20 protein-coding genes are annotated in these 20,872 nt (G+C 69.0%); 12 read left to right on the top strand and 8 right to left on the bottom strand.

All coding sequences use genetic code 11. The features are described from left to right. Positions 1-102: 102 nt before the first annotated feature. Positions 103-1,212 carry a DNA alkylation repair protein gene (locus tag ACQ859_RS09400; RefSeq protein ID WP_431265553.1) on the top strand — a complete coding sequence of 370 codons (1,110 nt, stop codon included), beginning with the start codon at positions 103-105 and terminating at the stop codon, positions 1,210-1,212. Between the two features lie 15 nt (positions 1,213-1,227). Here ACQ859_RS09400 and ACQ859_RS09395 read toward each other — a convergent pair whose 3' ends face one another. Beyond that, positions 1,228-2,286, bottom strand: coding sequence for an aldo/keto reductase (locus ACQ859_RS09395; protein ID WP_431265552.1), 1,059 nt, complete (start codon positions 2,284-2,286; stop codon positions 1,228-1,230). A 246-nt stretch (positions 2,287-2,532) separates the two neighbouring features. On the opposite strand from ACQ859_RS09395, the gene ACQ859_RS09390 reads away from it, so the two are divergent. The 4 genes from ACQ859_RS09390 to ACQ859_RS09375 all read left to right on the top strand — a co-directional run bounded on the left by ACQ859_RS09390 (position 2,533) and on the right by ACQ859_RS09375 (position 5,080). Continuing rightward, positions 2,533-3,084 (top strand): DUF2975 domain-containing protein, encoded by a 552-nt coding sequence (locus ACQ859_RS09390; RefSeq protein ID WP_431265551.1) that lies wholly within the window; start codon positions 2,533-2,535, stop codon positions 3,082-3,084. 26 nt (positions 3,085-3,110) lie between these two features. Continuing rightward, entirely contained in the window at positions 3,111-3,353 is a 243-nt protein-coding gene (locus ACQ859_RS09385; RefSeq protein WP_431265550.1) for a helix-turn-helix domain-containing protein, read from the top strand. Positions 3,354-3,441: 88 nt separating this feature from the next. Then, positions 3,442-4,056 carry a hypothetical protein gene (locus ACQ859_RS09380; protein ID WP_431265549.1) on the top strand — a complete coding sequence of 205 codons (615 nt, stop codon included), beginning with the start codon at positions 3,442-3,444 and terminating at the stop codon, positions 4,054-4,056. Positions 4,057-4,198: 142 nt separating this feature from the next. Then, positions 4,199-5,080 (top strand): hypothetical protein, encoded by an 882-nt coding sequence (locus tag ACQ859_RS09375; protein ID WP_431265548.1) that lies wholly within the window; start codon positions 4,199-4,201, stop codon positions 5,078-5,080. 184 nt (positions 5,081-5,264) lie between these two features. Here the strand turns inward: ACQ859_RS09375 and ACQ859_RS09370 are convergent, their stop codons facing one another. Then, a complete protein-coding gene (locus ACQ859_RS09370) occupies positions 5,265-7,031 on the bottom strand; it encodes an acyl-CoA synthetase (RefSeq protein ID WP_431265547.1) in 1,767 nt (588 codons plus the stop codon). 187 nt (positions 7,032-7,218) lie between these two features. Between ACQ859_RS09370 and arsC the strand changes: the two genes are divergently transcribed. Next, complete coding sequence (gene arsC / locus ACQ859_RS09365) at positions 7,219-7,569, top strand: arsenate reductase (glutaredoxin) (protein ID WP_431265546.1); 351 nt, start codon at positions 7,219-7,221, stop codon at positions 7,567-7,569. Positions 7,570-7,609: 40 nt separating this feature from the next. Here arsC and ACQ859_RS09360 read toward each other — a convergent pair whose 3' ends face one another. Both ACQ859_RS09360 and ACQ859_RS09355 read right to left on the bottom strand, forming a co-directional pair. Continuing rightward, positions 7,610-8,185, bottom strand: a complete 576-nt coding sequence (locus ACQ859_RS09360; RefSeq protein ID WP_431265545.1) for a hypothetical protein — start codon at positions 8,183-8,185, stop codon at positions 7,610-7,612. A gap of 38 nt (positions 8,186-8,223) precedes the next feature. Further along, a complete protein-coding gene (locus ACQ859_RS09355; protein ID WP_431265544.1) occupies positions 8,224-8,718 on the bottom strand; it encodes a GNAT family N-acetyltransferase in 495 nt (164 codons plus the stop codon). Positions 8,719-8,838: 120 nt separating this feature from the next. On the opposite strand from ACQ859_RS09355, the gene ACQ859_RS09350 reads away from it, so the two are divergent. Together ACQ859_RS09350 and ACQ859_RS09345 are read left to right on the top strand one after the other, a co-directional pair. Continuing rightward, positions 8,839-9,351 carry a hypothetical protein gene (locus ACQ859_RS09350; RefSeq protein ID WP_431265543.1) on the top strand — a complete coding sequence of 171 codons (513 nt, stop codon included), beginning with the start codon at positions 8,839-8,841 and terminating at the stop codon, positions 9,349-9,351. A gap of 79 nt (positions 9,352-9,430) precedes the next feature. Beyond that, positions 9,431-10,363, top strand: a complete 933-nt coding sequence (locus ACQ859_RS09345) for an alpha/beta fold hydrolase (protein WP_431265542.1) — start codon at positions 9,431-9,433, stop codon at positions 10,361-10,363. A 28-nt stretch (positions 10,364-10,391) separates the two neighbouring features. On the opposite strand, the gene ACQ859_RS09340 is transcribed toward ACQ859_RS09345, so the two are convergent. Beyond that, on the bottom strand, positions 10,392-11,627 hold the full coding sequence (locus ACQ859_RS09340; RefSeq protein ID WP_431265541.1) for an MFS transporter: 1,236 nt from the start codon (positions 11,625-11,627) through the stop codon (positions 10,392-10,394). Between the two features lie 132 nt (positions 11,628-11,759). Beyond that, positions 11,760-12,536, bottom strand: a complete 777-nt coding sequence (locus ACQ859_RS09335; protein WP_431265540.1) for an AraC family transcriptional regulator — start codon at positions 12,534-12,536, stop codon at positions 11,760-11,762. 90 nt (positions 12,537-12,626) lie between these two features. Here ACQ859_RS09335 and ACQ859_RS09330 point away from each other — a divergent pair, with 90 nt between their 5' ends. Next, on the top strand, positions 12,627-14,597 hold the full coding sequence (locus tag ACQ859_RS09330) for a CocE/NonD family hydrolase (RefSeq protein ID WP_431265539.1): 1,971 nt from the start codon (positions 12,627-12,629) through the stop codon (positions 14,595-14,597). On the opposite strand, the gene ACQ859_RS09325 is transcribed toward ACQ859_RS09330, so the two are convergent. Continuing rightward, positions 14,580-15,071: an acyl-CoA thioesterase gene (locus ACQ859_RS09325; protein WP_431265538.1), complete on the bottom strand. Its 492-nt coding sequence runs from the start codon at positions 15,069-15,071 to the stop codon at positions 14,580-14,582. The genes ACQ859_RS09330 and ACQ859_RS09325 overlap by 18 nt on opposite strands. 225 nt (positions 15,072-15,296) lie before the next feature. Here ACQ859_RS09325 and ACQ859_RS09320 point away from each other — a divergent pair, with 225 nt between their 5' ends. After that, complete coding sequence (locus ACQ859_RS09320; RefSeq protein WP_431265537.1) at positions 15,297-16,157, top strand: plasmid replication/partition related protein; 861 nt, start codon at positions 15,297-15,299, stop codon at positions 16,155-16,157. A gap of 257 nt (positions 16,158-16,414) precedes the next feature. Here ACQ859_RS09320 and ACQ859_RS09315 read toward each other — a convergent pair whose 3' ends face one another. Then, positions 16,415-16,735, bottom strand: coding sequence for a DUF4212 domain-containing protein (locus tag ACQ859_RS09315; RefSeq protein WP_431265536.1), 321 nt, complete (start codon positions 16,733-16,735; stop codon positions 16,415-16,417). A 178-nt stretch (positions 16,736-16,913) separates the two neighbouring features. Here ACQ859_RS09315 and prfB point away from each other — a divergent pair. Both prfB and pepN read left to right on the top strand, forming a co-directional pair. Then, positions 16,914-18,018, top strand: a protein-coding gene (gene prfB / locus ACQ859_RS09310) for a peptide chain release factor 2 (protein ID WP_431265535.1) whose coding sequence is annotated in 2 segments (ribosomal slippage) — positions 16,914-16,994 and positions 16,996-18,018 — 1,104 coding nt in all. Because the reading frame shifts where the segments join, the coding sequence is not laid out codon by codon here. A gap of 74 nt (positions 18,019-18,092) precedes the next feature. Further along, positions 18,093-20,825 (top strand): aminopeptidase N, encoded by a 2,733-nt coding sequence (gene pepN, locus ACQ859_RS09305; protein WP_431265534.1) that lies wholly within the window; start codon positions 18,093-18,095, stop codon positions 20,823-20,825. Positions 20,826-20,872 lie beyond the last annotated feature (47 nt).

The following is a 20,872-nucleotide window of genomic DNA, read 5'->3' as shown; positions in this document are numbered from 1 at the left end:
CCGCACGTGCCGAGCGGGCGGCCGTCCCTGCGCAAGGCCTGCTGACAACCGATGGCAGCGCCCGCGCTACGCTCCGGCGCACTTCGTGTTCACCGGACCCTCATGACGGACGCCGCCTCGACCTCCAGCTACAACCTCAAGGACCTGATCGGCGAAACGGCGCTGCGATCGCTGGCGACCGTGTTCGCCGAATCGGCCCCAGGCTTCCAGCGCAAGCGCTTCCTCGCCGTGGCGACCGAGGGACTCGAGCCGCTGTCGATCACGCAGCGCGTCCATCGCGTGGCGGAGGCACTCGACGCCGCGCTGCCCGGCAGTTTCGCGGCGAAGCTCGATGCCGTCGTCGCGGCAGCGCCGAAGACCGGCGGCGCGTTCATGAACATGGGGCTGTGCGACTTCGTCGGAAGCTACGGCCTGCACGATCCCGCCGCGTCGCTGAAGGCGCTCAAGCGGATGACCGGACACGGCACCGCCGAATTCGCGATCCGGCCCTTCCTGCGTCAGGACCTGGCCGGCACGTTGAAGACGATGACGCGCTGGACCACCGATCGTGACGAACACGTCCGCCGCCTCGCCAGCGAGGGCAGCCGGCCGCGGCTGCCGTGGTCGTTCCGGCTCGACGCGCTGGTCGCCGACCCGGCGCCGCTGGCGGAGATCCTCCAGGCGCTGCGCGCCGACGACAGCCTCTACGTGCGGCGCTCCGTCGCCAACAACCTGAACGACATCACCAAGGACCATGCGGACTGGGTCTTCGCGCACGTGGCCGATTGGGACCTGACGGACGAACGCAGCGCGTGGATCGTCAAGCATGCGCTCCGATCGCGGATCAAGCAGGGCGACGCGCGGGCGCTGAAGCTGATCGGCGCGAGCGAGGGCGCGATGGCTGTCGTGGAACGGCTCGCGATCGAGCCGTCCCGCGTGGCGCTCGGCGGCGAGGTCGAGATCGCTTTCGAGTTGCGCTCCACCGCCGAGACGACGCAGAGATTGGTCGTCGACTACGCCGTGCACTACGTGAAGAAGAACGGCCGCGCGTCGCCGAAGGTCTTCAAGCTGAAGACGGTGGAGCTCGAACCTGGCGCGTCGACGCCCATCCGCATCCGTCGCGCGTTGCGAAACTTCACGACGCGCACGCACTACGCGGGCACGCACGCGATCGAGGTGATGGTTAACGGCCAGAAGCTGGCCGGGGGCACGTTCGAGCTGCTGATCGATTGATCGGCCGACCCGCGTTCACTGCGCCGGGTCGCGGATCTCCCAACGGATGCGGTCGATGCGGGCCAGCGTGTCGGCATCGAGGGTCCGGCCGAGCGCCGCGATGTTCTCATCCAGCTGCACCGCCGTCGTGACGCCGATCAGCGTGCTCGCCGTCTGCCAGCGCGAGCTCACCCACGCGATCGCCAACGTCGACGGCGTCATCCCCAGCTCCGCCGCCAACGCGTTGTAGCATCGCGCCGCGGCCAGCGTCTCGGGCCGCGCCCAGCGCTGCTTCTTCATGCTCTCGAAGATCGCCAGCCGGCCCGGCTTGGCGGGGTCGGTCAACCCATGCTGGTCGTACTTCCCCGTCAGCGAACCGAAGCCCAACGGCGAATACGCCAGCAACCCGACCTGATGCCGGTACAGCGCCTCGTCGAGGCCGTTCTCGACGATCCGGTTCACCAGGCTGTAGGGGTTCTGCACGCTGGCGATGCGCGGCAGCCCGTGCTGCGCGGCCAGGTGGACGAATTCGCCGACGCCATAAGCCGTCTCGTTGGACAGGCCGACGTGGCGGATCTTCCCGGCGCGCTGCAGCTGCGCGAGCGCTTCCAGCTGCTCATGGATGGACGCGACCGGCTTGTCCTTCACCGGCTCGAAGTAGACGCCGCCGAACATCGGCACATGCCGCGCCGGCCAATGGATCTGGAACAGATCGATGGTGTCGAGCTGCAGCCGCTTCAGGCTGTCCTCGCAGGCCTGCACGATCTGCGCCCCGGTGAGGTCCAGGCTGCCGTCGCGGATCCAGTCGTAGCCGCGCGACGGGCCCGCGACCTTGGTCGCGACGACGACCCGCTCGCGCATCCCGGGCCTCGCCTTCAGCCAGCGGCCGATGATCTCCTCGGTCCGGCCGAAGGTGTCGGCGCGCGCGGGCACGGGGTACATCTCGGCGATGTCGAGCAGGGTGATGCCGGCGGCGACCGCACGATCGAGCAGCGCCTGGCTGCCGGCCTCGTCGACCTGCTCGCCGAAGGTCATCGTGCCCAGGCCGATGCGGCTGACCGAGAGATCGGACTGTCCAAGGGTGACGCGTTCCATCTTGTTCTCCATGACATGCGCGGCGCGATCGAAGACCGGGGACACGGGTCATCGCCGATGACCCGCCTGCCGAGAAGCGCGCGCCGCAACCGGCCAGTCTGCATGAGGCGGCCCGCCATCGCCGGAGGTCGGCGCGATGGCCGGGCGATCGGCGCGCGAGGACTTGCGCATGCCTTTACGCGGTGAGTCATTGCGCCAGATAAATTATTGTTTTACAGTAATTTCTTGCCACCCGACGGTAAGACCATGAGCGACACGACCCTCCCCGCCAGCCTGCGGCGCATCCGCTGGATCGCCCACTGCGTGCGCACGATGGCGCTGATCGCGATGGCGGTGGTGGTCGGTTTCCACGCGATGTTCTGGACCAATCGCGGCCTGGTGGAGCGCACCGCGCGCAAGGACTGGTGCCTGGACTGCACGATGCAGTTCGATGCCGTCTCACGTGCCTGGGGCTTGGCGGTCAACCTGCCGCAGGCGCTGCTGACGCTGTTCGCGCTGCTGTGCCTGTGGCGCCTCTTCGGTGCCTATCTGCGGGGCGAGGTCTTCACCGACGGCGCGACGCGTCATCTGCGGCGCCTCGGTCAATCGGTGACGGCGATGGCGCTCGTGATGCCGTTGACCGACACGGTCACCATCCTGGCGCTGACGCTCGGCAACCCGCCGGGACAACGGATGCTCTCCGTCCACCTCGGCAGCCAGCACTACGTCGTGCTGCTGCTCGGCCTGGTGCTGACCGCGATGGCGATGGTGATGCGCGAGGCCCAGCGCATGGCGCAGGAGAACGCCGAGTTCGTCTGAACGGACCGGCGCAGGAACCCCCGTCCATGCCCATCGTCGTCCGACTCGACGTGATGCTCGCGCAACGCAAGATGCGCTCGAAGGAGCTCGCCGAGGCCATCGGCATCACCGAGGCCAACCTCTCGCTGCTGAAGTCCGGCAAGGTGCGCGGGGTGCGCTTCGACACGCTGTCGAGGATCTGCGCGGTGCTGCAGTGCCAGCCCGGCGATCTGCTCGCCTGGGAGCCAGGCGAAGAACCCGAGGACGGAGGCCCCGATGGCGGCGCTTGATCCAGCGGCTTCGCGTAGCGGGGTTGCTTCGCCTGGCCCGGGTGCATCCAAGCGACGCGTCGGTCCACGCGCGCTCGCGCTCGGCGCGGTGCTGCTCCTGCACGTCGCGCTGATCGCTTGGCTGCAGCACGCCTGGCACCGGGCCGAGGCGCACCGCGAGCAACGCAGCTCGACCGTGCGGATGGTGACGATCCAGTTGCCGCCGCCGTCAAAGCCAGCCCCGACAAAGACGCTCACGACGAAGACGATGACGGCGGCCCGATCGCCCGAGCGTCGAGCAAATCCTGACCCCAAGGTGCCGCCTCCCGACGGCGCTCCGTCGACGCGTCCGTCGGCCCGTGTCCAGTCGCCCCGGCCCGACGTCGATCGCCACGAGGAAGAGCCACGTTCCACCGTCGTGATCGCCGCGCCCGCGCCGGCCTCCTCGAGCGCGTCCGGTCCGAGCGGCCGGGACCTGATGTACGGCGCCGCGACGCAGCGCGCGGTCCGTCAGGGGACGCAGGGCCAGCCGCTGCTGGCCGAGCGGGCCGACAACGCGAGCCTCGCGCCCGACCGGATCGACGCGTCGACGAAGCTCGGCAACGAGATGATGAAGGGCGCCACCGGCGACTGTCTGAAAGGCGAGTTCGCCGGCGCCGGCGCGGGCCTGCTCAGCCTGCCGTTCTGGGCGCTCGCCGAGGCGCGCGGCAAATGCCGGCGCTGAGCCCGATCACGGGCGAGAACGCGCGAGTGATCGTTGAAGCCCCGATGCGGGACAGGTGTCTCGTCAACCCATGCCGGCCGCGCACCGTTCAGCGCAGATCGCCTCCGCGACACCCGTCTTGCGACACAGGGAGAGAGTTCAAGTGAAGCCCCAGCAGTTCACCCGCGCGGCGCGCCGCGTTCCGGTCGTCGCGATCGCGGTCGCCGTGATGAGTCTCCTCGCCGCCTGCGATCCGGTCGCCGCGGCGACCGCCGCGGAAGCCGTTCCGGCGGTACCGGCGGTTCCAGCGGCACCGGAGAGTCCCGCCGCTTCGTCGGTCGCGGCCTCCAGCGCGATCGCCCTGCCCGCCGTGCAGAGCGACATGAAGCGCGGGGCCTCCTTCCCCTACAAGCGGCTCAACGAGCTGCTGTCCAAGCTGCGTACCGAGGGCGAAGGCCTGTTCGTGAGCCGCTTCGTGCTGACCGACGCGAAGGACAACACCAAGCCGCCGCCGGCCGGCACCAAGCTCGCGCTGATGAGCGACGACGACTACATTCCCATCCCCGTCGACGACCAGGGGCGCTTCGACCTGCCGACCTTCTCCGAGCAGCGGGTCAAGGACATGGACTTCGGCACCAACGTGCCCAAGGGCGACCTGGGCGTGCGGCTGAGCATCGACCTCGCGACGCCGCCCGAGATGCTGGACATGGCGACAGTGCGCCGCATCGTGTCGGTCGGCCAGCGGCTGCGCACCGAGCTGCTGCCCTGGTACGTGCGCTGGATGTTCCCGCAGATCGACGGCGTCATCGTGTGCAGCGACCAGCCGCAATGGACCCTCGACTGGATGGAGGGCGGCCAGCACCTGCGGCTGCCGCTGCCGTCCGAGGCGAAGCAGCGCGAGCCGGAGACGCCCAAGGACAAGCCGTCCCGCGCCTGCACCGTGCTGACCGGCCAGGAGCAATGGCCCGACGCTGCGCTGCTGCAGCCGCAACCGGGCGCCAACACCAAGCTCTACGTCAAGCTGCGCAACACGCGCGCGAGTTGAGCAGCCGCAAGGCCTGACGGTGGTTCGTGCGTGAGGCTGCCGGCCCTCACCCCGCCCTCTCCCGCAAGCGGGAGAGTGAGCCACCCCAGTGCTCCTGCCCCGAATGGCTCGGTGCATTCTTACTCCCTCTCCCGCTTGCGGGAGAGGGTGGGGGTGAGGGCCAGCGGCCGGTGCAGTCAACGGATCAGACGGCGCGTCCCGTCGCCCGGTCCGCTTCCAGCTGCCGCAGCACCCGGCGCTGCACCTTGCCCGTGGTCGTCATCGGCAGCGCGTCGAGGAACTCGATCTCCTTCGGATACTCGTAAGGCGCCAGCCGCTGCCTGACGAAGGCCTGCAGCTCCGCCGTCAGCGCGGCCGACGGCTGCCGCCCCGGCGCCAGCACGACGAAGGCCTTCACCAGCGCGCCACGCTCGGCATCCGGCTTGGGCACGACGGCCGCGTTGGCGACGGCGTCGTGACGTACCAGGCAGTTCTCGATCTCGCCCGGGCCGATGCGATAGCCCGCGACCTTGAACTGGTCGTCGGCGCGCCCCTGATACCAGAGATAGCCGTCCTCGTCGGTGCGGGCGAGGTCGCCGGTGCGGCACCAGCTGTCTGCCGGATCGCCGGTGAACTTCGCGGCCGTGGCCGCCTCGTTGCCCCAGTAGCCGAGGAAGAAGATCGGATCCGGCGTGCCGTTCGCGTCGCGACTATGCACAGCCACTTCGCCGATCTGCCCCGGGGGACAGACCTGACCCTCCTCGTCGATCACCGCGACGCGATGGCCCGGATAGGCGCGCCCCATGCTGCCGGGTTTGGCCGGCCACAGACGCGCGCAGTTGCCGACGACGTAGTTGATCTCGGTCTGGCCGAACATCTCGTTGATCGTCACGCCGAGTTCGCGCTGGCCCCACTCGAAGACGGCATCGCCGACGGCCTCGCCCGCGCTCATCACGGCCTGCAGATGCAGCGTGTAGTGCTCGGCCGGATGCGGCACGGCCTTCATCATCGCCTTCAGCGCCGTCGGGAACAGGAAGGTATGGCTGACGCGGTAGTGCTGCATCAGCTCGAACGCCTTCTCCGGCGAGAAGCGGCCCTGGTAGCCGAGGATGGGCCGGCCGAAGCAGAGCGACGGCAGCAGCGCATCCATCAGGCCGCCGGTCCAGGCCCAGTCGGCCGGGCTCCAGAACACGGCCTCGCTGCGCACCGAGGGATCGTGCGGATCGAAGCCGAACCAGTTCTGGCTCGCGATGAAGCCGGTCAGGTTGCCGAGCAGCGCACGCTGCGGCAGCAACGCGCCCTTGGGCGCGCCGGTCGTGCCGCTGGTGTAGATCAGGATCGCGGGATCCTCGGCCGCGTTGTCACGCGCGGCGAAGCGCGCGTCCTCCGGCTGCAGCGCGGCCATCCAGCCGGCCTCGCCCTCGCGGGCGTCGGACTCGCCGACGACCAGCACGTGGCGCAGCGCCGGGCACGACGCGCGCACCGAGCGCAACGCGTCGAGCGCGCCGCCTTCGACGATGGCGGCCTTGGCCTCGCTGTCCTTGAGCCGGTACTCGAGCGCATCGGGGCCGAAGAGCATCGACAGCGGCATCGCGACCGCGCCGAGCTGGTTGATCGCGATGTGCGCGACGGCGGTCTCGAAACGCTGCGGCAGCACGATCGCGACGCGGTCGCCGGCCTCGACGCCGAGGCGCCTGAGCGCGTTGGACAGCCGGTTGGCCGCGCGCTGCAGCTGGCCGAACGAGTACTGCGCGCGGCAGCCGCTGTCGCTGTCGAAGAAGATGGCGGGCGCATCGGGCGTCTCGCGGGCCCAGCGTCCGCAGCAGAGTTCGGCGATGGCGAGCCGCTCGGGCACCTGCCAACGGAAGGCGCCGTGGACCAGCGCATAGGCGTCCGGCGCGGCACGCGTCGCCGCGGAGGGCACGGTGATGCCGTCGGCCGGGCCGGCGTCCTTGGCGGTCTTGCCGGTCATCGTGTCTCCATCCTGGTCTGGCACAAGAGCGTGGATGCTAGCGAGCGGGTCCTGGGCGGTCTTCATGGAAAGCCCGTAGCGCCATGTCGGTGCCTGGCGTGAACGGCGATGCCCGCGAGAGGTGCATGGGAGGGCGGTGGGCGATCCGCATATCGATATCCGGATCGTGCCTCCTACACTGGTCCGTATGACGCTCAAGATCCTGCACAACCCCCGCTGCTCCAAGTCGCGCGAGGCGCTCGCGCTGCTGGAGTCCCGTGGCCTCACGCCCGAGGTCGTCGAATACCTCGAGACGCCGCTGACGCTGCCCGAGCTGCAGACGCTGCACCAGCAGCTCGGCACGCCGGTGCGCGCGATGGTGCGCGACAACGAGGACGACTATCGCGAGCTGGATCTGGCGGACACGTCGCTCACCGACACGCAGCTGCTGCAGGCGGTCGCGGACCGTCCGAAGCTGCTGCAGCGGGCGATCGTCGTGCAAGGCGAGCGCGCGCTGATCGCGCGTCCGCCGGAGTTGCTGAACGACTGGCTGAAGTGATCGGCCGGGGCTGGGTCAGCCGGTGCTCTTGCCGGCAGCCTCAGTCCCCGCGCTTGTTGCTTTCGGATTCGTAGAGCGTCTCCACCGGGTTCGCCGCCTCTTCCCACTTCAGCAGTGGGCTGAAGGATCGTGCGTCCTCGCGGCGAGGCCCGAATTGCACAAGATCTCGCGAGAAGGAAGGCGGGTCGGAGAGGGGATTGCGGCATTCCGCGTTCATCACCACCTTCTCGCCTCGCACGACCGAGAGCCGGCCATCACTCGTGCAATTGCCACCTGAGCATTCAGTCATCAGATAACGCACGTTTCCGCGGTCGAACCAGACTTGATTGATCCGGGCGCGTGGATCGATCTGTTGCGAAAACGCGGAGAAGGTCTTGCCGTTGTTGGGCGCCGCGGAGTATTCAAGCTCGACCTTCTCGGCGGTGCCAAATCGATAGGTCAACGCCTGCACCTCACCACTTGCTGGAGCGGCGCACAGGGAAGCCGACTTCTTTCCGATCAGGCAGTGGTACGTGACGGTTTCGTCAGGCCGGCAAAGAGCGTCCGGCGACGCCGTCGCTGCGAACGGCGCAAACAATACCGCCGCAAGTCCGCAGAGGCCGATTGACTGCTTCACAGGACTGCTCCGATGGAATCTCTCAACCACTGAAATGGTCAGCCCTTGAACCGCGCCAGCGCATCGCCGGCCAGACGGCACAGCCGCCAGTCCGGCATGATCGTCGCGCCCATCTTTTCGTAGAAGCGGATGGCGTTCTCGTTCCAGTCGAGCACGCACCATTCGAAGCGGCCGTAGTCGCGCTCGATGGCGATCTGCGCCAGGCGCGTCAGCATGCGCTTGCCCAGTCCCGCGCCGCGATGCGCGGGCTGCACGTACAGGTCCTCGAGGTACATCCCCGGCTTGCCGAGGAAAGTCGAGAAGTTGGTGAAGGTCAGCGCGAAGGCGACGACGGTGCCGCTGTCGTGCTCGGCGACCATGGCCTCGCAGACGGGGCGCTCGCCAAAGAGATGCGGGCGCAGCTTTTCCGGCGTCACGTCCATCAGGTGCGTGAGGTGCTCGAAGTCGGCGAGCTCGCCGATCAGGCCGACGATGGCGGTCAGGTCGTCGGGGCGCGCGGGTCGGAGGGTGTAGGCATCGATCGTGTCGGTCATGCGGACATTGTGGCGCCGGTGCCGGACCTCCCGCCATGATCTACTGTCGGCATGTCCATTGCGCCGCCCCGTCATCAGGATCCCCGCCCCTTCCCGCAGCGATCGCGACGCCATCTGATCGTGTCGCTCGTGGTCCTGTCCCTCCTCCTGGCCGGCCTGCCCCTGTGGCTGGTCTTCGACGAGCACTTCCTCGGCGCCTACCGTGCCCATCCGGCAGTGCTCCTTCCCTCGCTGTTCGTGCTGGGTCTGCTGGTGGCGATCCGTCCGTCCATGGACGCGTCATTGGAGATCAGGACACCGACGCCCTGGGTCCGGACCCTGCTCAAGCCGGTCGTCGCGCTGTTGCTGGCCGGCGCCCTGTATGTCATCGGCTGCGGGTGGGTGGCCGCGACGAGCCGCCTGCTGGCGCGTACGCCGGCGACCATCGTGCTCGAGGTGCTGAACATCGACCGTGACGAGACCCGACGTTCGACCTGCCTGCAACGGGTCGAGCTGAGCTACCAAGGCCGCTGGCACCGTGTCTGCGTCGATGAACTGCCGGTGCGGGGTCACCTGGTCGCAGGCACGACGCTCGCAGGCATCGGCCGCGTCTCGCCGCTCGGCTTCCATCTCGAGGCGTTGCGCGCGCCGTAGTTGCGAGACGGCGCCGGGGGATCGCGGTTGTCTCCATGGCGAAAGCGCCGATGAGCGCGCGGCACTACAGTCGCGCTCCATGAGCACCGCACCGAGTTCCTCGCCCTCGTCCGAGTACACCGTCCGCCGCCCGCATCGCAGCGGATTCCTGACGCTGCGCGGCCTGCGCCACCACGTGTTGCGCTGGGGTCCGGAGTCCGACGGGCAGCGGCCGCTGCTCGTGATGGTCCACGGGTGGATGGACGTCGGCGCCTCGTTCCAGTTCATGGTCGACGCGTTCCGCGAGGACCGCAGCGTCGTCGCCATCGACTGGCGCGGCTTCGGGCTCACCGATTCCAACGGCGGCGACGCGTACTGGTTCCCGGACTACCTCGGCGATCTGGACGCGCTGCTCGACGCCGTCAGTCCGGATGCGCCCGTGGACCTGCTCGGTCACAGCATGGGCGGCAACATCGCGATGACCTATGCGGGCGTGCGCCCGCAGCGGCTGCGCAAGCTCGTGAACCTCGAAGGCTTCGGTCTGCCGGACACGACGCCCGACATGGCGCCGACGCGGCTCGCGAGCTGGCTCGACGAGCTCAAGGCGCCGCAGAGCCTCAAGACCTACGACAGCGTCGAGGGCGTCGCCCAACGGCTGATGAAGACGAATCCGCGGCTCTCCGCCGACAAGGCCGCGTGGCTCGCGCCGCATTGGTCGCGCCAGGGCGACGACGGGCGCTGGCACATCCTCGGCGACCCCGCGCACAAGCGGACCAATCCGGTGCTCTACAAGAAGGCCGAGGCCCTCGCCTGCTGGTCGCGCATCGAAGCGCCGACGCTGTGGGTCGAGGGCAGCGAGACCCAGCTCTCGCAATGGTGGGGCGACCGCTATCCGCGCGAGGACTTCGAGACGCGGCTGAGCGTCGTCAAGGACCTGCGGCGCGTCACGCTCCAGCAGGCGGCGCACATGATGCATCACGACCAGCCCGAGGCGCTGGCGCGGGCGGTGCAGGAGTTCCTGGGGTCGACTTGAAGCGCCCGGAAGGCGGAGGCCCGCGGCCTCAAGCCCCCACGCGGGCCGGACCGCCGCGATAGCGCCAGAACGTCGGCAGCAGGAAGCCGGTGGCCACCACGCCGGCCACGCAGATCACTCCGCCGACCCAGATCGCACTGAACACGCCGATCGCGTCCGCGCTGAAGCCGGCGCGCGCATTCCCGATCAGCGGACCGGCCAGGTAGCTGATCATCTCGATGCCGGCCAGCCGGCCGCGCAGGTGGTTGGGGATCGTCTCGTTCCAGATCGTGCCGCGGAAGACCCCGCTCACCATGTCCGCGGCGCCCGCGACCGCCAGGCAGACCATGGCCCACCAGAGTCCGGGCGCGAATCCCAGCGCCACCGTCCCCGCCGCCCAGACGACCGCGGCCACGACGACCGCGCGGCCGTGCCGCGTCACCCGCCCGGTCCATCCGCTGAAGGTGGCAACGACCAACGCGCCGATCGACATCGAGGACAGCAGCCAGCCGACCGACTCCGTCTGGCCGTAGGCCTGCGCCATCGCCGGAAACAGCGCCACCGGGAACGCGAACGCCATGGCGACGTTGTCGACGATGTAGGTCCCCAGCAGCTCCGGCTTGCTGCGGGCGTAGCTCACGCCTTCCGCCAGATCCGCCAGCAGGTGCGGCGCCTCCAGCCCGCGCTTCGCATCGTCCACGAGCGCTCGCGGCAACCGTGCCAGCAGGGCCATCGACAGCACGAACGAGGCGCAGTCGAACACGTAGGCCCACACGGCGCCGCCCGCCGCCAGCAGCACGCCGGCGAGGGCGGGACCCGCCACCATGCCGAAGGTGCCTCTCAACGACGACAACGCGGCCACGGCCGCGTATTCATCGGGCCGCGCCGCCTTCTGCGTCAGCGCCTCCAGCGCGGGACGATGGAAACCGCTGGCCCCCTGCAGCACGGCCACCAGCAGGTAGATCGCCACGACGCTCGGGGCTTCCGCATGCGCATTGAGCAGCAGTCCGGACACGCACAAGGCCATCACGGCCTCGGACCCGATCAGCAGGCGCTTGCGATCGACCCGGTCCGCGACCGCGCCACCCAGCAGCCCGCAGATCACCACCGGTCCGAGCTGCGCCAGGCCCAGCAGCCCGACCTGCATGTTGGAGCCCGTCAGCTGGTACAGCTGCCAGGGCACGGCCACGTAGCTGACCATGGTGCCCAGCGCGGAAAAGAACTGGCTGAGGAACAGCAGGCGGAAGGCCGGGTTGCGGCGAAGGGGACCGATGTCGATGAGCATGGAGGTCGACGTGACGCGGATGGGCGCGGATGAAAAGGGGAACGTCGACGGTATCCGGCGCTTCGTCGTTGCGACGTCGACGCCATGACAACTTCTGTCGATCGACGGACAGGATCGCAGAGGAGCCGCGCGCTAACGGAAGTATCTGGACGGCGTGGTCCCGAACATCGCGTGGAAGGCCGCCACGAAACTCGAGGTGGACTCATAACCGACCTGCTGCGCCACCTCGGTGACGGTCTCGCCATCGGCCAGCAGCTCGATCGCCGCGAGCATCCGCCTGCGCAGACGCCACGCGCCGAAGGACATCCCCGTCTCCTCGACGAACACCCGCATCAGCGTCCGTGCGCTCGCGCCCACCCGCCCCGCCAGCACGTCGGCGGACTCCCGGTTCCCCGGCTCGGCCGCGAGCAGATCCGCCACCTTGCGGGCGCGCCGGTCCTTCGGGAGCGGCACGTCGACGCGCGCCTCCGTCGCAGGCACGGCCTCATCCAGCAGCACGCCCGCCAATCTCGCCTGGGCCGCATCCGTCTCGTCGCCGTGGTCCCGCGTCGCGCATTTCAGGATGACCTCCCGCAGCAGCGGGGACACCTCGACGAGCAGGCACTCCGCGCCCGGCGGCAGCGCATGGACCTCGGGACTGACGTACATCAGCTTGATCTCGGCCGTCCGCTTCACCGTCAGCGCGTGCTGCACGCCGGCGGCGATCCACAGCGCCCGGCTCGTCGGGAGGACCCAGGAAGCGGTCCGCGTCTCGACGTGAACCACGCCGTCCGACGCGTAGATGAGCTGATGCCGATCGTGGGCGTGGAAGCCGAGGCCGCCAGGTTTCCACCGCTCCGACAGACCGACGACGTGCGCGACGGCGAAGGCCTTGCGCACGGCCGGACTGAGTTGGCGATTGATCGACATGGGACGTCATCCTATCGATATCCGGACGACGGGCCCGTCGCTACGCTGAAGCCCAGGCTGCTGCCACGACTCGTCACCAGGAATCCCGACATGCAACGACCCCAGCGTCACCCCCTGACCGCCCTTCCCGCGCTCTGCACGCTCTGCGCGCTCTGCGCCGTCCTGACGGCGTTGTCCCCGCCGAGTACCGCGGCGGCCATCGGCTCGCGCGCCGTGATGCCCGACGGCGTCGATGTCTACGAGCGCGTCCGACCGGACGCCGACCACGTGCGTCGCGAAGTCATGATCCCGATGCGCGACGGCACGCGGCTCTTCACGGTGATCCTGATGCGCAAGGGCACGTCGAACGCGCCGCTGCTGCTGTCGAGGACGCCCTACGACGCGAAGTCCACGACGAACCGGCTGCCGAGCCAGCGCCTGGCGGATCTCGTGCCGGTCGCCGACATCGAGTTCGTCAACGACGGCTACATCCGAGTGCTGCAGGACATCCGCGGGACCCATCGCTCCGAGGGCGATTTCGTGATGACGCGGCCGATCGCCGGCCCGCTCAACGACTCGGGCGTCGACGAGTCCACCGATGCCTACGACACCATCGACTGGCTGGTCCGCCATGTCTCCGAGAGCAACGGCAAGGTGGGCGTGATCGGGAGCAGCTACCTCGGCTTCACGACGCTGATGGCCGAGATCGATCCGCATCCGGCGCTGAAGGCCGCCGTCGCGATGAGTCCCCAGGTCGATGCCTGGATCGGTGACGACTACTTCCACAACGGCGCGTTCCGCGTCGGCAGCCTCGACTACGTCGTCTCGCAGAGCACCGGGAAAGGGGCCGCCGGCGCCGCCATCGCGCGCGGCACGGGCGACGACTTCACGGCCTACCTCGAGGCCGGATCCACCGGCGACTTCGCGCGTCGCTGGGGCGTCGACCGATTCCCCTATGCCCGCAAGCTGATGGAGAATCCGGCCTACACGGCGTTCTGGTCGTCACAGGCCGTGGACCGCTGGCTGGCGCAGCGGCCGCTGACCGTGCCGACCATGCTGGTGGTCGGACAGTGGGACCAGGAGGACAGCTACGGTGCCACCGCGGTCTACCGCGCGCTCGCACCGAAGGATGTCCGCCACGACATGGTGTCGCTCGTCATCGGCCCATGGCGTCACTCGGGCGTCAACCACTACGGCCACGACCTCGGCCCGTTGACCTTCGCCGGCGACACGGCGCTGCAGTTCCGGACGGAGACGATGAAATCCTTCCTCGACCGGCATCTCAAGGGCGTCGACGGCCCGCGGACGCCGCCCGTGCTGAGCTACGCCACGGGCATCCATCGGTGGCAGGTCTCGGAGCGTTGGCCGGTGGGCCAGCTGACGCCGCTGTTCCTCGACGGGCAGTTCACCGCGAGCTTCGATCGGCCCGAGCGCCAGGGTCACGACGACTACGTCTCGGATCCTGCCCGCCCCATCCCCTTCGTCGCACGGCCGGTGCACCTCAATGCATCGACCACGCAATGGCGGACCTGGCTCGTGCAGGACCAGCGCTTCGTCTCGGATCGCCCCGACGTCCTGTCCTACCGCACCGCCCCGCTGCGCCAGTCCGTCCAGATCATGGGCGCGCCGGAGGTCAGCCTCTTCGCGGCGACGTCCGGCACCGACAGCGACTGGGTCGTGAAGCTGATCGACGTCTATCCGGACGAGGCGCCGGAAGGCGCGGACCAGGGCGCCAAACCGACGATGGCCGGTTATGAACTGCCCATCGGCATCGAGATCTTCCGCGGGCGTTATGTCCACGGCTTCGCGACGCCGGCGCCGCTGACGCCGGGCCAGGCGGAGCACTACCGCTTCGCCCTCCCGAACGTCAACCACGTGTTCCTGCCCGGCCACCGGATCATGGTGCAGGTGCAGTCCAGCCTCTTCCCGGTGTACGACCGCAACCCGCAGACCTACGTCGACAACATCTTCAACGCCGCGCCGCAGGACTACCGGCCGGCCACGCAGCAGATCCACCGGGGCGGCGCGAAGGCCAGCGCCCTCCTGCTGCCGATCGTCGGCGGCTCAGACGCCGTCCGATGACGGACCGGCCACCACCGCCGCCTGATACGCCGCGACGAACTCCGGCGGCATCCGTTTCGGACGGCCGCCGCTGATGTCGATGCAGACCAGGTCCCAGCGACCGCGCATCAGCGTCTGGCCGTCGCTCGCGCGGCGCAGCTGGAAGCGGCGTTCCATCGCGAGCTTGCCGTCGCCGGAGGTCAGCCAGGTGCCCAGCACCAGTGCCTCGCCCTCGAAGGACGGCAGCAGGTAGTCGTAGCCGCCGTGGCGGATCGCCATCGCGCGGTCCAGCCGGCGGTAGTCCTCCAGGTCCAGCCCCAGTGCCACCGAGTGCGACCACGCCACCTGCTCGCACCACTTCACGTAGACCGCGTTGTTGGTGTGATTCAGGCCGTCGATGTCCGCCGGTTGGGGGCTCACGGCCAGCCGGTGAGGGGACAGGTAGTCCCAGCCGCTGGACAGAGGATCGACGGGGTCCTGGATCACTTCGCTCATCGGGGGGCGCTCATCTTGGGGGTGGGTTCCGTGGGATTTCCGACGCTCGTGCTCGGAGAGCGACAGGGTAGCGCCGCGAGGCAGGCAGAATGCCGCCCTTTTCCGGCGTCGTCCGTCGCCCGTGCGACCCGCGCGACAGTCGCACATTCCACAGCATTCCGACCATCGCGCCGACAGGGCCCGCCCTGCCGGCTCCGCCTCCCCGCCGTCCCGCTGCCCGTCCCCATGAACATCATCGTCACCGAAGAACTCAAGGCCTACATCGATCCCCTGACCGAGGACGAACATGCCGCGCTCGAGCGCAGCATCCTCGCCGAGGGCTGCCGCGACGCGCTGGTGCTCTGGGGGGACATCCTCGTCGACGGCCACAACCGCCACGGCATCTGCACCAAGCACGGCATCCCCTTCCAGACGGTCCAGAACACCCGCTTCAAGTCGATGGAAGACGTCCACCTGTGGATGATCGACCAGCACCTGGGGCGCCGCAGCGTGTCCGACTTCCAGCGCGGCGTGCTCGCCCTGCGCAAGAAGGAGATCATGGAAGCGCGCCGGCTGGCCGTGCTCAACGACCCGGCGCCTGAGGCGCCGGCCGCCGACGCGACCGCAACGCCCGTGCCCGACGCCCCGCCGCTGAAGAGCCGCGAAGCCATCGCGCGCGCCGCGCGCATCAGCAGCGCGACCGTGACGCAGATCGAGAAGATCCAGAAGGCCGCCGCGCCCGAGCTCGTCGCCGCCGTGCGGTCGGGCGAGGTCTCGATCAGCGCCGCCGCCGTCATCTCCGACCTGCCGGCCGAGGAGCAGGCCGCCGCCGCCGCCGGCGGCAAGAAAGAACTGCGCCAGGCCGCCAAGCGCGTGCGCGAGTCCAAGGTCGGCAAGAAGGCCGCGGGCGATGCGGTCTCCGAAGTGGCGGTCGCCCTGCTGGACGTGCCGACGAACGAGGACGGTGAGCTCGAAGCCGATCCGGCCGTCGCCCTGCTGCGTGCCCAGGTCGGCGCGTTGCAGGACGAGAACATCAAGCTGCGCGCGCAAGTCGCGGAACTGCAGGCGCAACTCGCCGCCGCGAAGCAGGACGCGTCGCCGTTCTGAGCCTTTGACCCCGCCGTCGGCGGAAGCCGGGGTGGGGTCTCCTCATACGTCTCGCAGGCTCCACAAATCGTCGACCCCACCCCGGCTTCCGCCGCCTCGAACCGAGCCCCCGCACGAGGCGCCCCCCGAAGTCCTCGGTAGCAAATCCGTGGAAGGACGGCAGTGGTCGGGGACGGTGAGGTGTGGGGTTTCCGCGCTTGCCGCGGGGGCCCCATACCTCGGCGGCCAACGCACCAGACCGGGCAGGTGGGCGGTCTTCAGAACCCCGTGATCGGCCCGGAGCGCTCCTTCTCCGGGCGCTTCGACTCCAGCTCGTCGAAATACGGTGCCGGGTCTTGCACCCCCGCCTCCGCCTCCCGGCGGTTCATGACGGCCGCATAGATGACCACGATCGCCACGTAGACGATCAACGCCCCCTGCGATCCCACCCAGAAGCTGAACGGCCAGCCGAAGAAGTCGAAGCTGAGCGCCCGGGCGAAGTACGCGACCCCGAAGGTCACCAGCGCCCACACGACGAGCAGCATCAGCGTCAGGCGCCAGTTCCCGCGGCGCACCCAGCGGCGCCGGGCGCGGAACATGCCGGAGGGGGTGCCGGCGGGGGCGGCTCCGGGACTTCCGGAGCGGTAACCCGCATCGGGGACAGGTGGTTTCGGACGCATCCCGTCATCTTAGGGAGCCCCTTCGCCTCAGCATGAGAAAATACCCGGCTTCGGGCCCCTTGTCGGGGCTCCACCCTTCGAACGCTTCGAACGAATCATGGACATCGAACACATCAATGCGATCGGCAACACGCTGACCGATCTGCAAGCGCGTACCGACGCGCTAAGGGGGTACCTTTGACTACGACCGCAAAGCACTGCGGTTGAATGAAGTCAACGCCGCCCTGGAGAACCCCAACGTCTGGAACGACCCCAAGCGGGCCCAGGAGCTCGGCAAGGAAAAGCGTTCGCTGGAACAGGTCGTCGAGACCCTCAATCATCTGACGTCCAACCTCTCCGACAACCTCGAGCTGTACGAGATGTCGAAGGACGACAACGACATCGCCGGCATCCAGACCATCGAGGCCGAGTCCGCCAAGCTGGCCGAGAAGGTCGAGGAACTCGAGTTCCGCCGGATGTTCAACAACCCGGCCGATCCGCTGAACTGCTTCATCGACATCCAGGCCGGCGCCGGCGGCACCGAGGCCTGCGACTGGGCCGGCATGCTGCTGCGCCAGTACCTGAAGTATTGCGAGCGCAAGGGCTTCAAGGCCGACGTCGAAGAGCAGACCGACGACGAGATCGCCGGCATCAAGAGCGCCACCATCAAGGTGGAAGGCGAGTACGCCTTCGGCCTGCTGCGCTCCGAGTCCGGCGTGCACCGCCTGGTGCGCAAGAGCCCGTTCGACTCCTCGGGCGGCCGCCACACCAGCTTCGCCTCGCTGTTCGTGTATCCGGAAGTGGACGATTCGATCGAGATCGACATCAACCCGTCGGACGTCCGCACCGACACCTACCGCGCGTCCGGCGCGGGCGGTCAGCACATCAACAAGACCGACTCGGCGGTGCGCCTGACCCACATCCCGACCGGCATCGTCGTCCAGTGCCAGGACGGCCGCAGCCAGCACAGCAACCGCGACGTCGCCTGGAAGCGCCTGCGTTCGCGCCTGTACGACCATGAGATGAAGAAGCGCATGGCCGAGCAGCAGAAGCTCGAGGACAGCAAGACCGACGTGGGCTGGGGTCACCAGATCCGCTCGTACGTGCTGGACCAGAGCCGCATCAAGGACCTGCGCACCAACGTCGAGATCTCCAACACCCAGAAGGTGCTGGACGGTGATCTCGACGCATTCATCACCGCGTCCCTGAAGCAGGGCGTGTAAGCAAAACAAGAGACAAATGCCCCGGTGCTCGATCCCCGGCCCGGGGCTTCTTCATTCCTACAAGGAAGTCCGCCATGCGTGAAGGCACTGCCACCCTGATCCGCCGCGCCGATTACGTCGCGCCGATCTTCTGGATCCGCACCGTCGACCTGAGCTTCGACCTCGATCCGGTGAAGACGCTGGTCGCCAGCAAGATGCGCCTGGAACGCAACGCCGCGGTGCCTCACGGCCCCCTGCGCCTGCATGGCGAGGAGCTGAACCTGCTGCGCGTGCTGATCGACGGCGAGAGCGTGTCCTTCCGCCAGGAAGGCCATGAGCTGATCATCGACAACGTGCCCGACGCGGACTTCACGCTCGAGATCCGCAACACCTGCTGCCCCGAGAAGAACACGACGCTGTCGGGCCTGTACACCTCCGGCGGCAGCTTCTTCACGCAGTGCGAGGCCGAAGGCTTCCGCCGCATCACCTACTTCCTGGACCGCCCCGACGTGATGGCGGTCTACACGGTGACGATGCGCGCCGACAAGGCCAGATTCCCGGTGCTGCTGTCCAACGGCAACCTGGTCGAGTCGGCCTCGCTGGACAACGGCCGCCACCTGGCCAAGTGGCACGACCCCTTCCCCAAGCCCAGCTACCTCTTCGCGATGGTCGCCGGCGACCTGGTCGCGCGCGAGCAGCGCATCCGCACCCGCGGCGGCAAGGACCACCTGCTGCAGGTCTACGTCCGCCAGGGCGACCTGGAGAAGACCGAACACGCGATGAACTCGCTGATCGCGTCCGTCGTGTGGGACGAGGCGCGCTTCAACCTGCCGCTGGATCTGGAGCGCTTCATGGTCGTCGGCGTGTCCGACTTCAACATGGGCGCGATGGAGAACAAGGGGTTGAACATCTTCAACACCTCGGCGCTGCTGGCCTCCCCCGCCACCGCGACCGACGCGGACTTCGCCCGCATCGAGTCCATCGTCGCGCACGAGTATTTCCACAACTGGACCGGCAACCGCGTCACCTGCCGCGACTGGTTCCAGCTGTCGCTCAAGGAAGGCCTGACCGTCTTCCGCGACCAGGAGTTCAGCCAGGACATGGCCGCCACGCCGAGCGCGCGCGCGGTCTGCCGCATCGAGGACGTGCGCGCGCTGCGCGCCCGCCAGTTCCCGGAAGACGCCGGCGCGATGGCCCACTCGGTCCGTCCCGACGAGTACGTCGAGATCAACAACTTCTACACCGCCACCGTCTACGAGAAGGGCGCGGAAGTCGTCCGGATGTACCAGACGCTGGTCGGCCGGGACGGTTTCGCCAAGGGCATGGCGCTGTACTTCGAGCGCCATGACGGCCAGGCCGTGACCTGCGACGACTTCGCGCAGGCGATCGCGGACGCGAATCCGGGCTCGCCGCTGACGACGCGCCTGGACGCGTTCAAGCGCTGGTACGCGCAAGCCGGCACGCCGCGCCTGCAGGCCCGCGGCGTGTACGACGCCGCCGCGCAGACCTGGACGCTGACGCTGACGCAATCGAGCGCGGCCGCGCAGGGCCAGGCCGCCAAGCTGCCGCAGGTGATCCCCGTGTCGCTGGGCCTGCTGTCGCGCGACGGCCAGTCGCTGCCGCTGATGCAGCAAGGCGAAGACGGCGCCGCCGGCGCCACCGACACCGAGCGCGTGCTGGTGCTGGACCAGGCCGAGCAGTCCTTCGTCTTCGTCAACGTGCCGTCCGAGCCGGTGCCGTCGCTGCTGCGCGGTTTCTCCGCGCCGGTGGTGCTGGACGACGGCCTGGGCGACGCCGAACTGCTGGTGCTGCTGAAGCACGACAGCGACGCCTTCAACCGCTGGGAAGCCAGCCAGCGCCTGGCGCTGAACCGTATCCTGGGCGCCGTGCGCTCGGGTCAGCCGCTGGTGCTGGACGCCGCCTACCTCGACGCGATGCGCGCGGTGCTGCGTCATGCCGAGCTGGATCCCGCCTTCAAGGCGCTGGCGCTGCAACTGCCCGACGAGGCCTACATCGCCGAGCAGCTCGACGTCGTCGACCCGCAGGCCATCCACGCCGCCGTCGAAGCGGCGCAGACCCAGCTGGCCTCGGCGCTGCAGGCCGACTGGGCCTGGGCCTTCGACGCGCATCAGGTCACCACCGGCTACAACCCGGACCCGGTGCAGAGCGGCAAGCGCGCGCTGGTGAACCTGTCGCTGGCGATGCTGGTCCTGAACGCGACCCGCGGCGGCGACGGCGTGTGGCCGGGCCGCGCGTACCAGCGTTTCAAGGACGCGACCAACATGACCGACCGCATGGGCGCGCTGTCCGCGCTCGTGAACGCGCACGCGGAGCTGGCCGACAGCGCGCTGGCGCGCTTCCACGCCCAGTTCAAGGGCGAGGCGCTGGTCATCGACAAGTGGTTCGCGCTGCAAGGCCGCGCGGCCGAGCGCGACGGCAAGACCTTCGCCAAGGTCAAGCAGCTGATGAAGCACGCCGACTTCACGCTGAAGAACCCGAACCGCGCGCGCAGCCTGATCTTCTCGCTGGCGATGTTCAACCCGGCCGCCTTCCACCGCGCCGACGCGGCGGGCTACGTCTTCTGGGCCGAGCAGGTGCTGGCGCTGGACGCGATCAACCCGCAGGTCGCCGGCCGCCTGGCGCGCGTGATGGACCGCTGGACCGCGCTGGCCCAGCCGTACCGCAGCGCCGCCCGCGAAGCCATCGCCCGCGTGGCCGCCAAGCCGGACCTGTCCAACGACGTGCGGGAGATCATCCAGCGCGCGTTGGCGTCGGACACGTCGGCCCCCGCGGTCAACGCGACGACCGCGGGCGCGCCGCAGCCCTGATTCCGCACCCGGAGCGGTCCGCGCGCCGGGCCGTTCCGCGGCGCACG

This window comes from Roseateles chitinivorans (assembly GCF_050632235.1).
Classification (GTDB): Bacteria; Pseudomonadota; Gammaproteobacteria; order Burkholderiales; family Burkholderiaceae_C; genus Roseateles; species Roseateles chitinivorans_A.
The sequence above is the reverse complement of the archived record's forward strand: the minus strand, read 5'-3'. Positions and strand labels throughout refer to the sequence as shown.

Excerpts from the sequence above, each read along its gene's own strand:
- ACQ859_RS09400 (WP_431265553.1), top strand. The coding sequence starts at position 103 with ATGACGGACGCCGCCTCGACCTCCAGCTACAACCTCAAGGACCTGATC.
- ACQ859_RS09395 (WP_431265552.1), bottom strand. The coding sequence starts at position 2,286 with ATGGAACGCGTCACCCTTGGACAGTCCGATCTCTCGGTCAGCCGCATC.
- ACQ859_RS09390 (WP_431265551.1), top strand. The coding sequence starts at position 2,533 with ATGAGCGACACGACCCTCCCCGCCAGCCTGCGGCGCATCCGCTGGATC.
- ACQ859_RS09385 (WP_431265550.1), top strand. The coding sequence starts at position 3,111 with ATGCCCATCGTCGTCCGACTCGACGTGATGCTCGCGCAACGCAAGATG.
- ACQ859_RS09370 (WP_431265547.1), bottom strand. The coding sequence starts at position 7,031 with ATGACCGGCAAGACCGCCAAGGACGCCGGCCCGGCCGACGGCATCACC.
- arsC (WP_431265546.1), top strand. The coding sequence starts at position 7,219 with ATGACGCTCAAGATCCTGCACAACCCCCGCTGCTCCAAGTCGCGCGAG.
- ACQ859_RS09355 (WP_431265544.1), bottom strand. The coding sequence starts at position 8,718 with ATGACCGACACGATCGATGCCTACACCCTCCGACCCGCGCGCCCCGAC.
- ACQ859_RS09345 (WP_431265542.1), top strand. The coding sequence starts at position 9,431 with ATGAGCACCGCACCGAGTTCCTCGCCCTCGTCCGAGTACACCGTCCGC.
- ACQ859_RS09340 (WP_431265541.1), bottom strand. The coding sequence starts at position 11,627 with ATGCTCATCGACATCGGTCCCCTTCGCCGCAACCCGGCCTTCCGCCTG.
- ACQ859_RS09335 (WP_431265540.1), bottom strand. The coding sequence starts at position 12,536 with ATGTCGATCAATCGCCAACTCAGTCCGGCCGTGCGCAAGGCCTTCGCC.
- ACQ859_RS09330 (WP_431265539.1), top strand. The coding sequence starts at position 12,627 with ATGCAACGACCCCAGCGTCACCCCCTGACCGCCCTTCCCGCGCTCTGC.
- ACQ859_RS09325 (WP_431265538.1), bottom strand. The coding sequence starts at position 15,071 with ATGAGCGAAGTGATCCAGGACCCCGTCGATCCTCTGTCCAGCGGCTGG.
- ACQ859_RS09320 (WP_431265537.1), top strand. The coding sequence starts at position 15,297 with ATGAACATCATCGTCACCGAAGAACTCAAGGCCTACATCGATCCCCTG.
- ACQ859_RS09315 (WP_431265536.1), bottom strand. The coding sequence starts at position 16,735 with ATGTTCCGCGCCCGGCGCCGCTGGGTGCGCCGCGGGAACTGGCGCCTG.
- pepN (WP_431265534.1), top strand. The coding sequence starts at position 18,093 with ATGCGTGAAGGCACTGCCACCCTGATCCGCCGCGCCGATTACGTCGCG.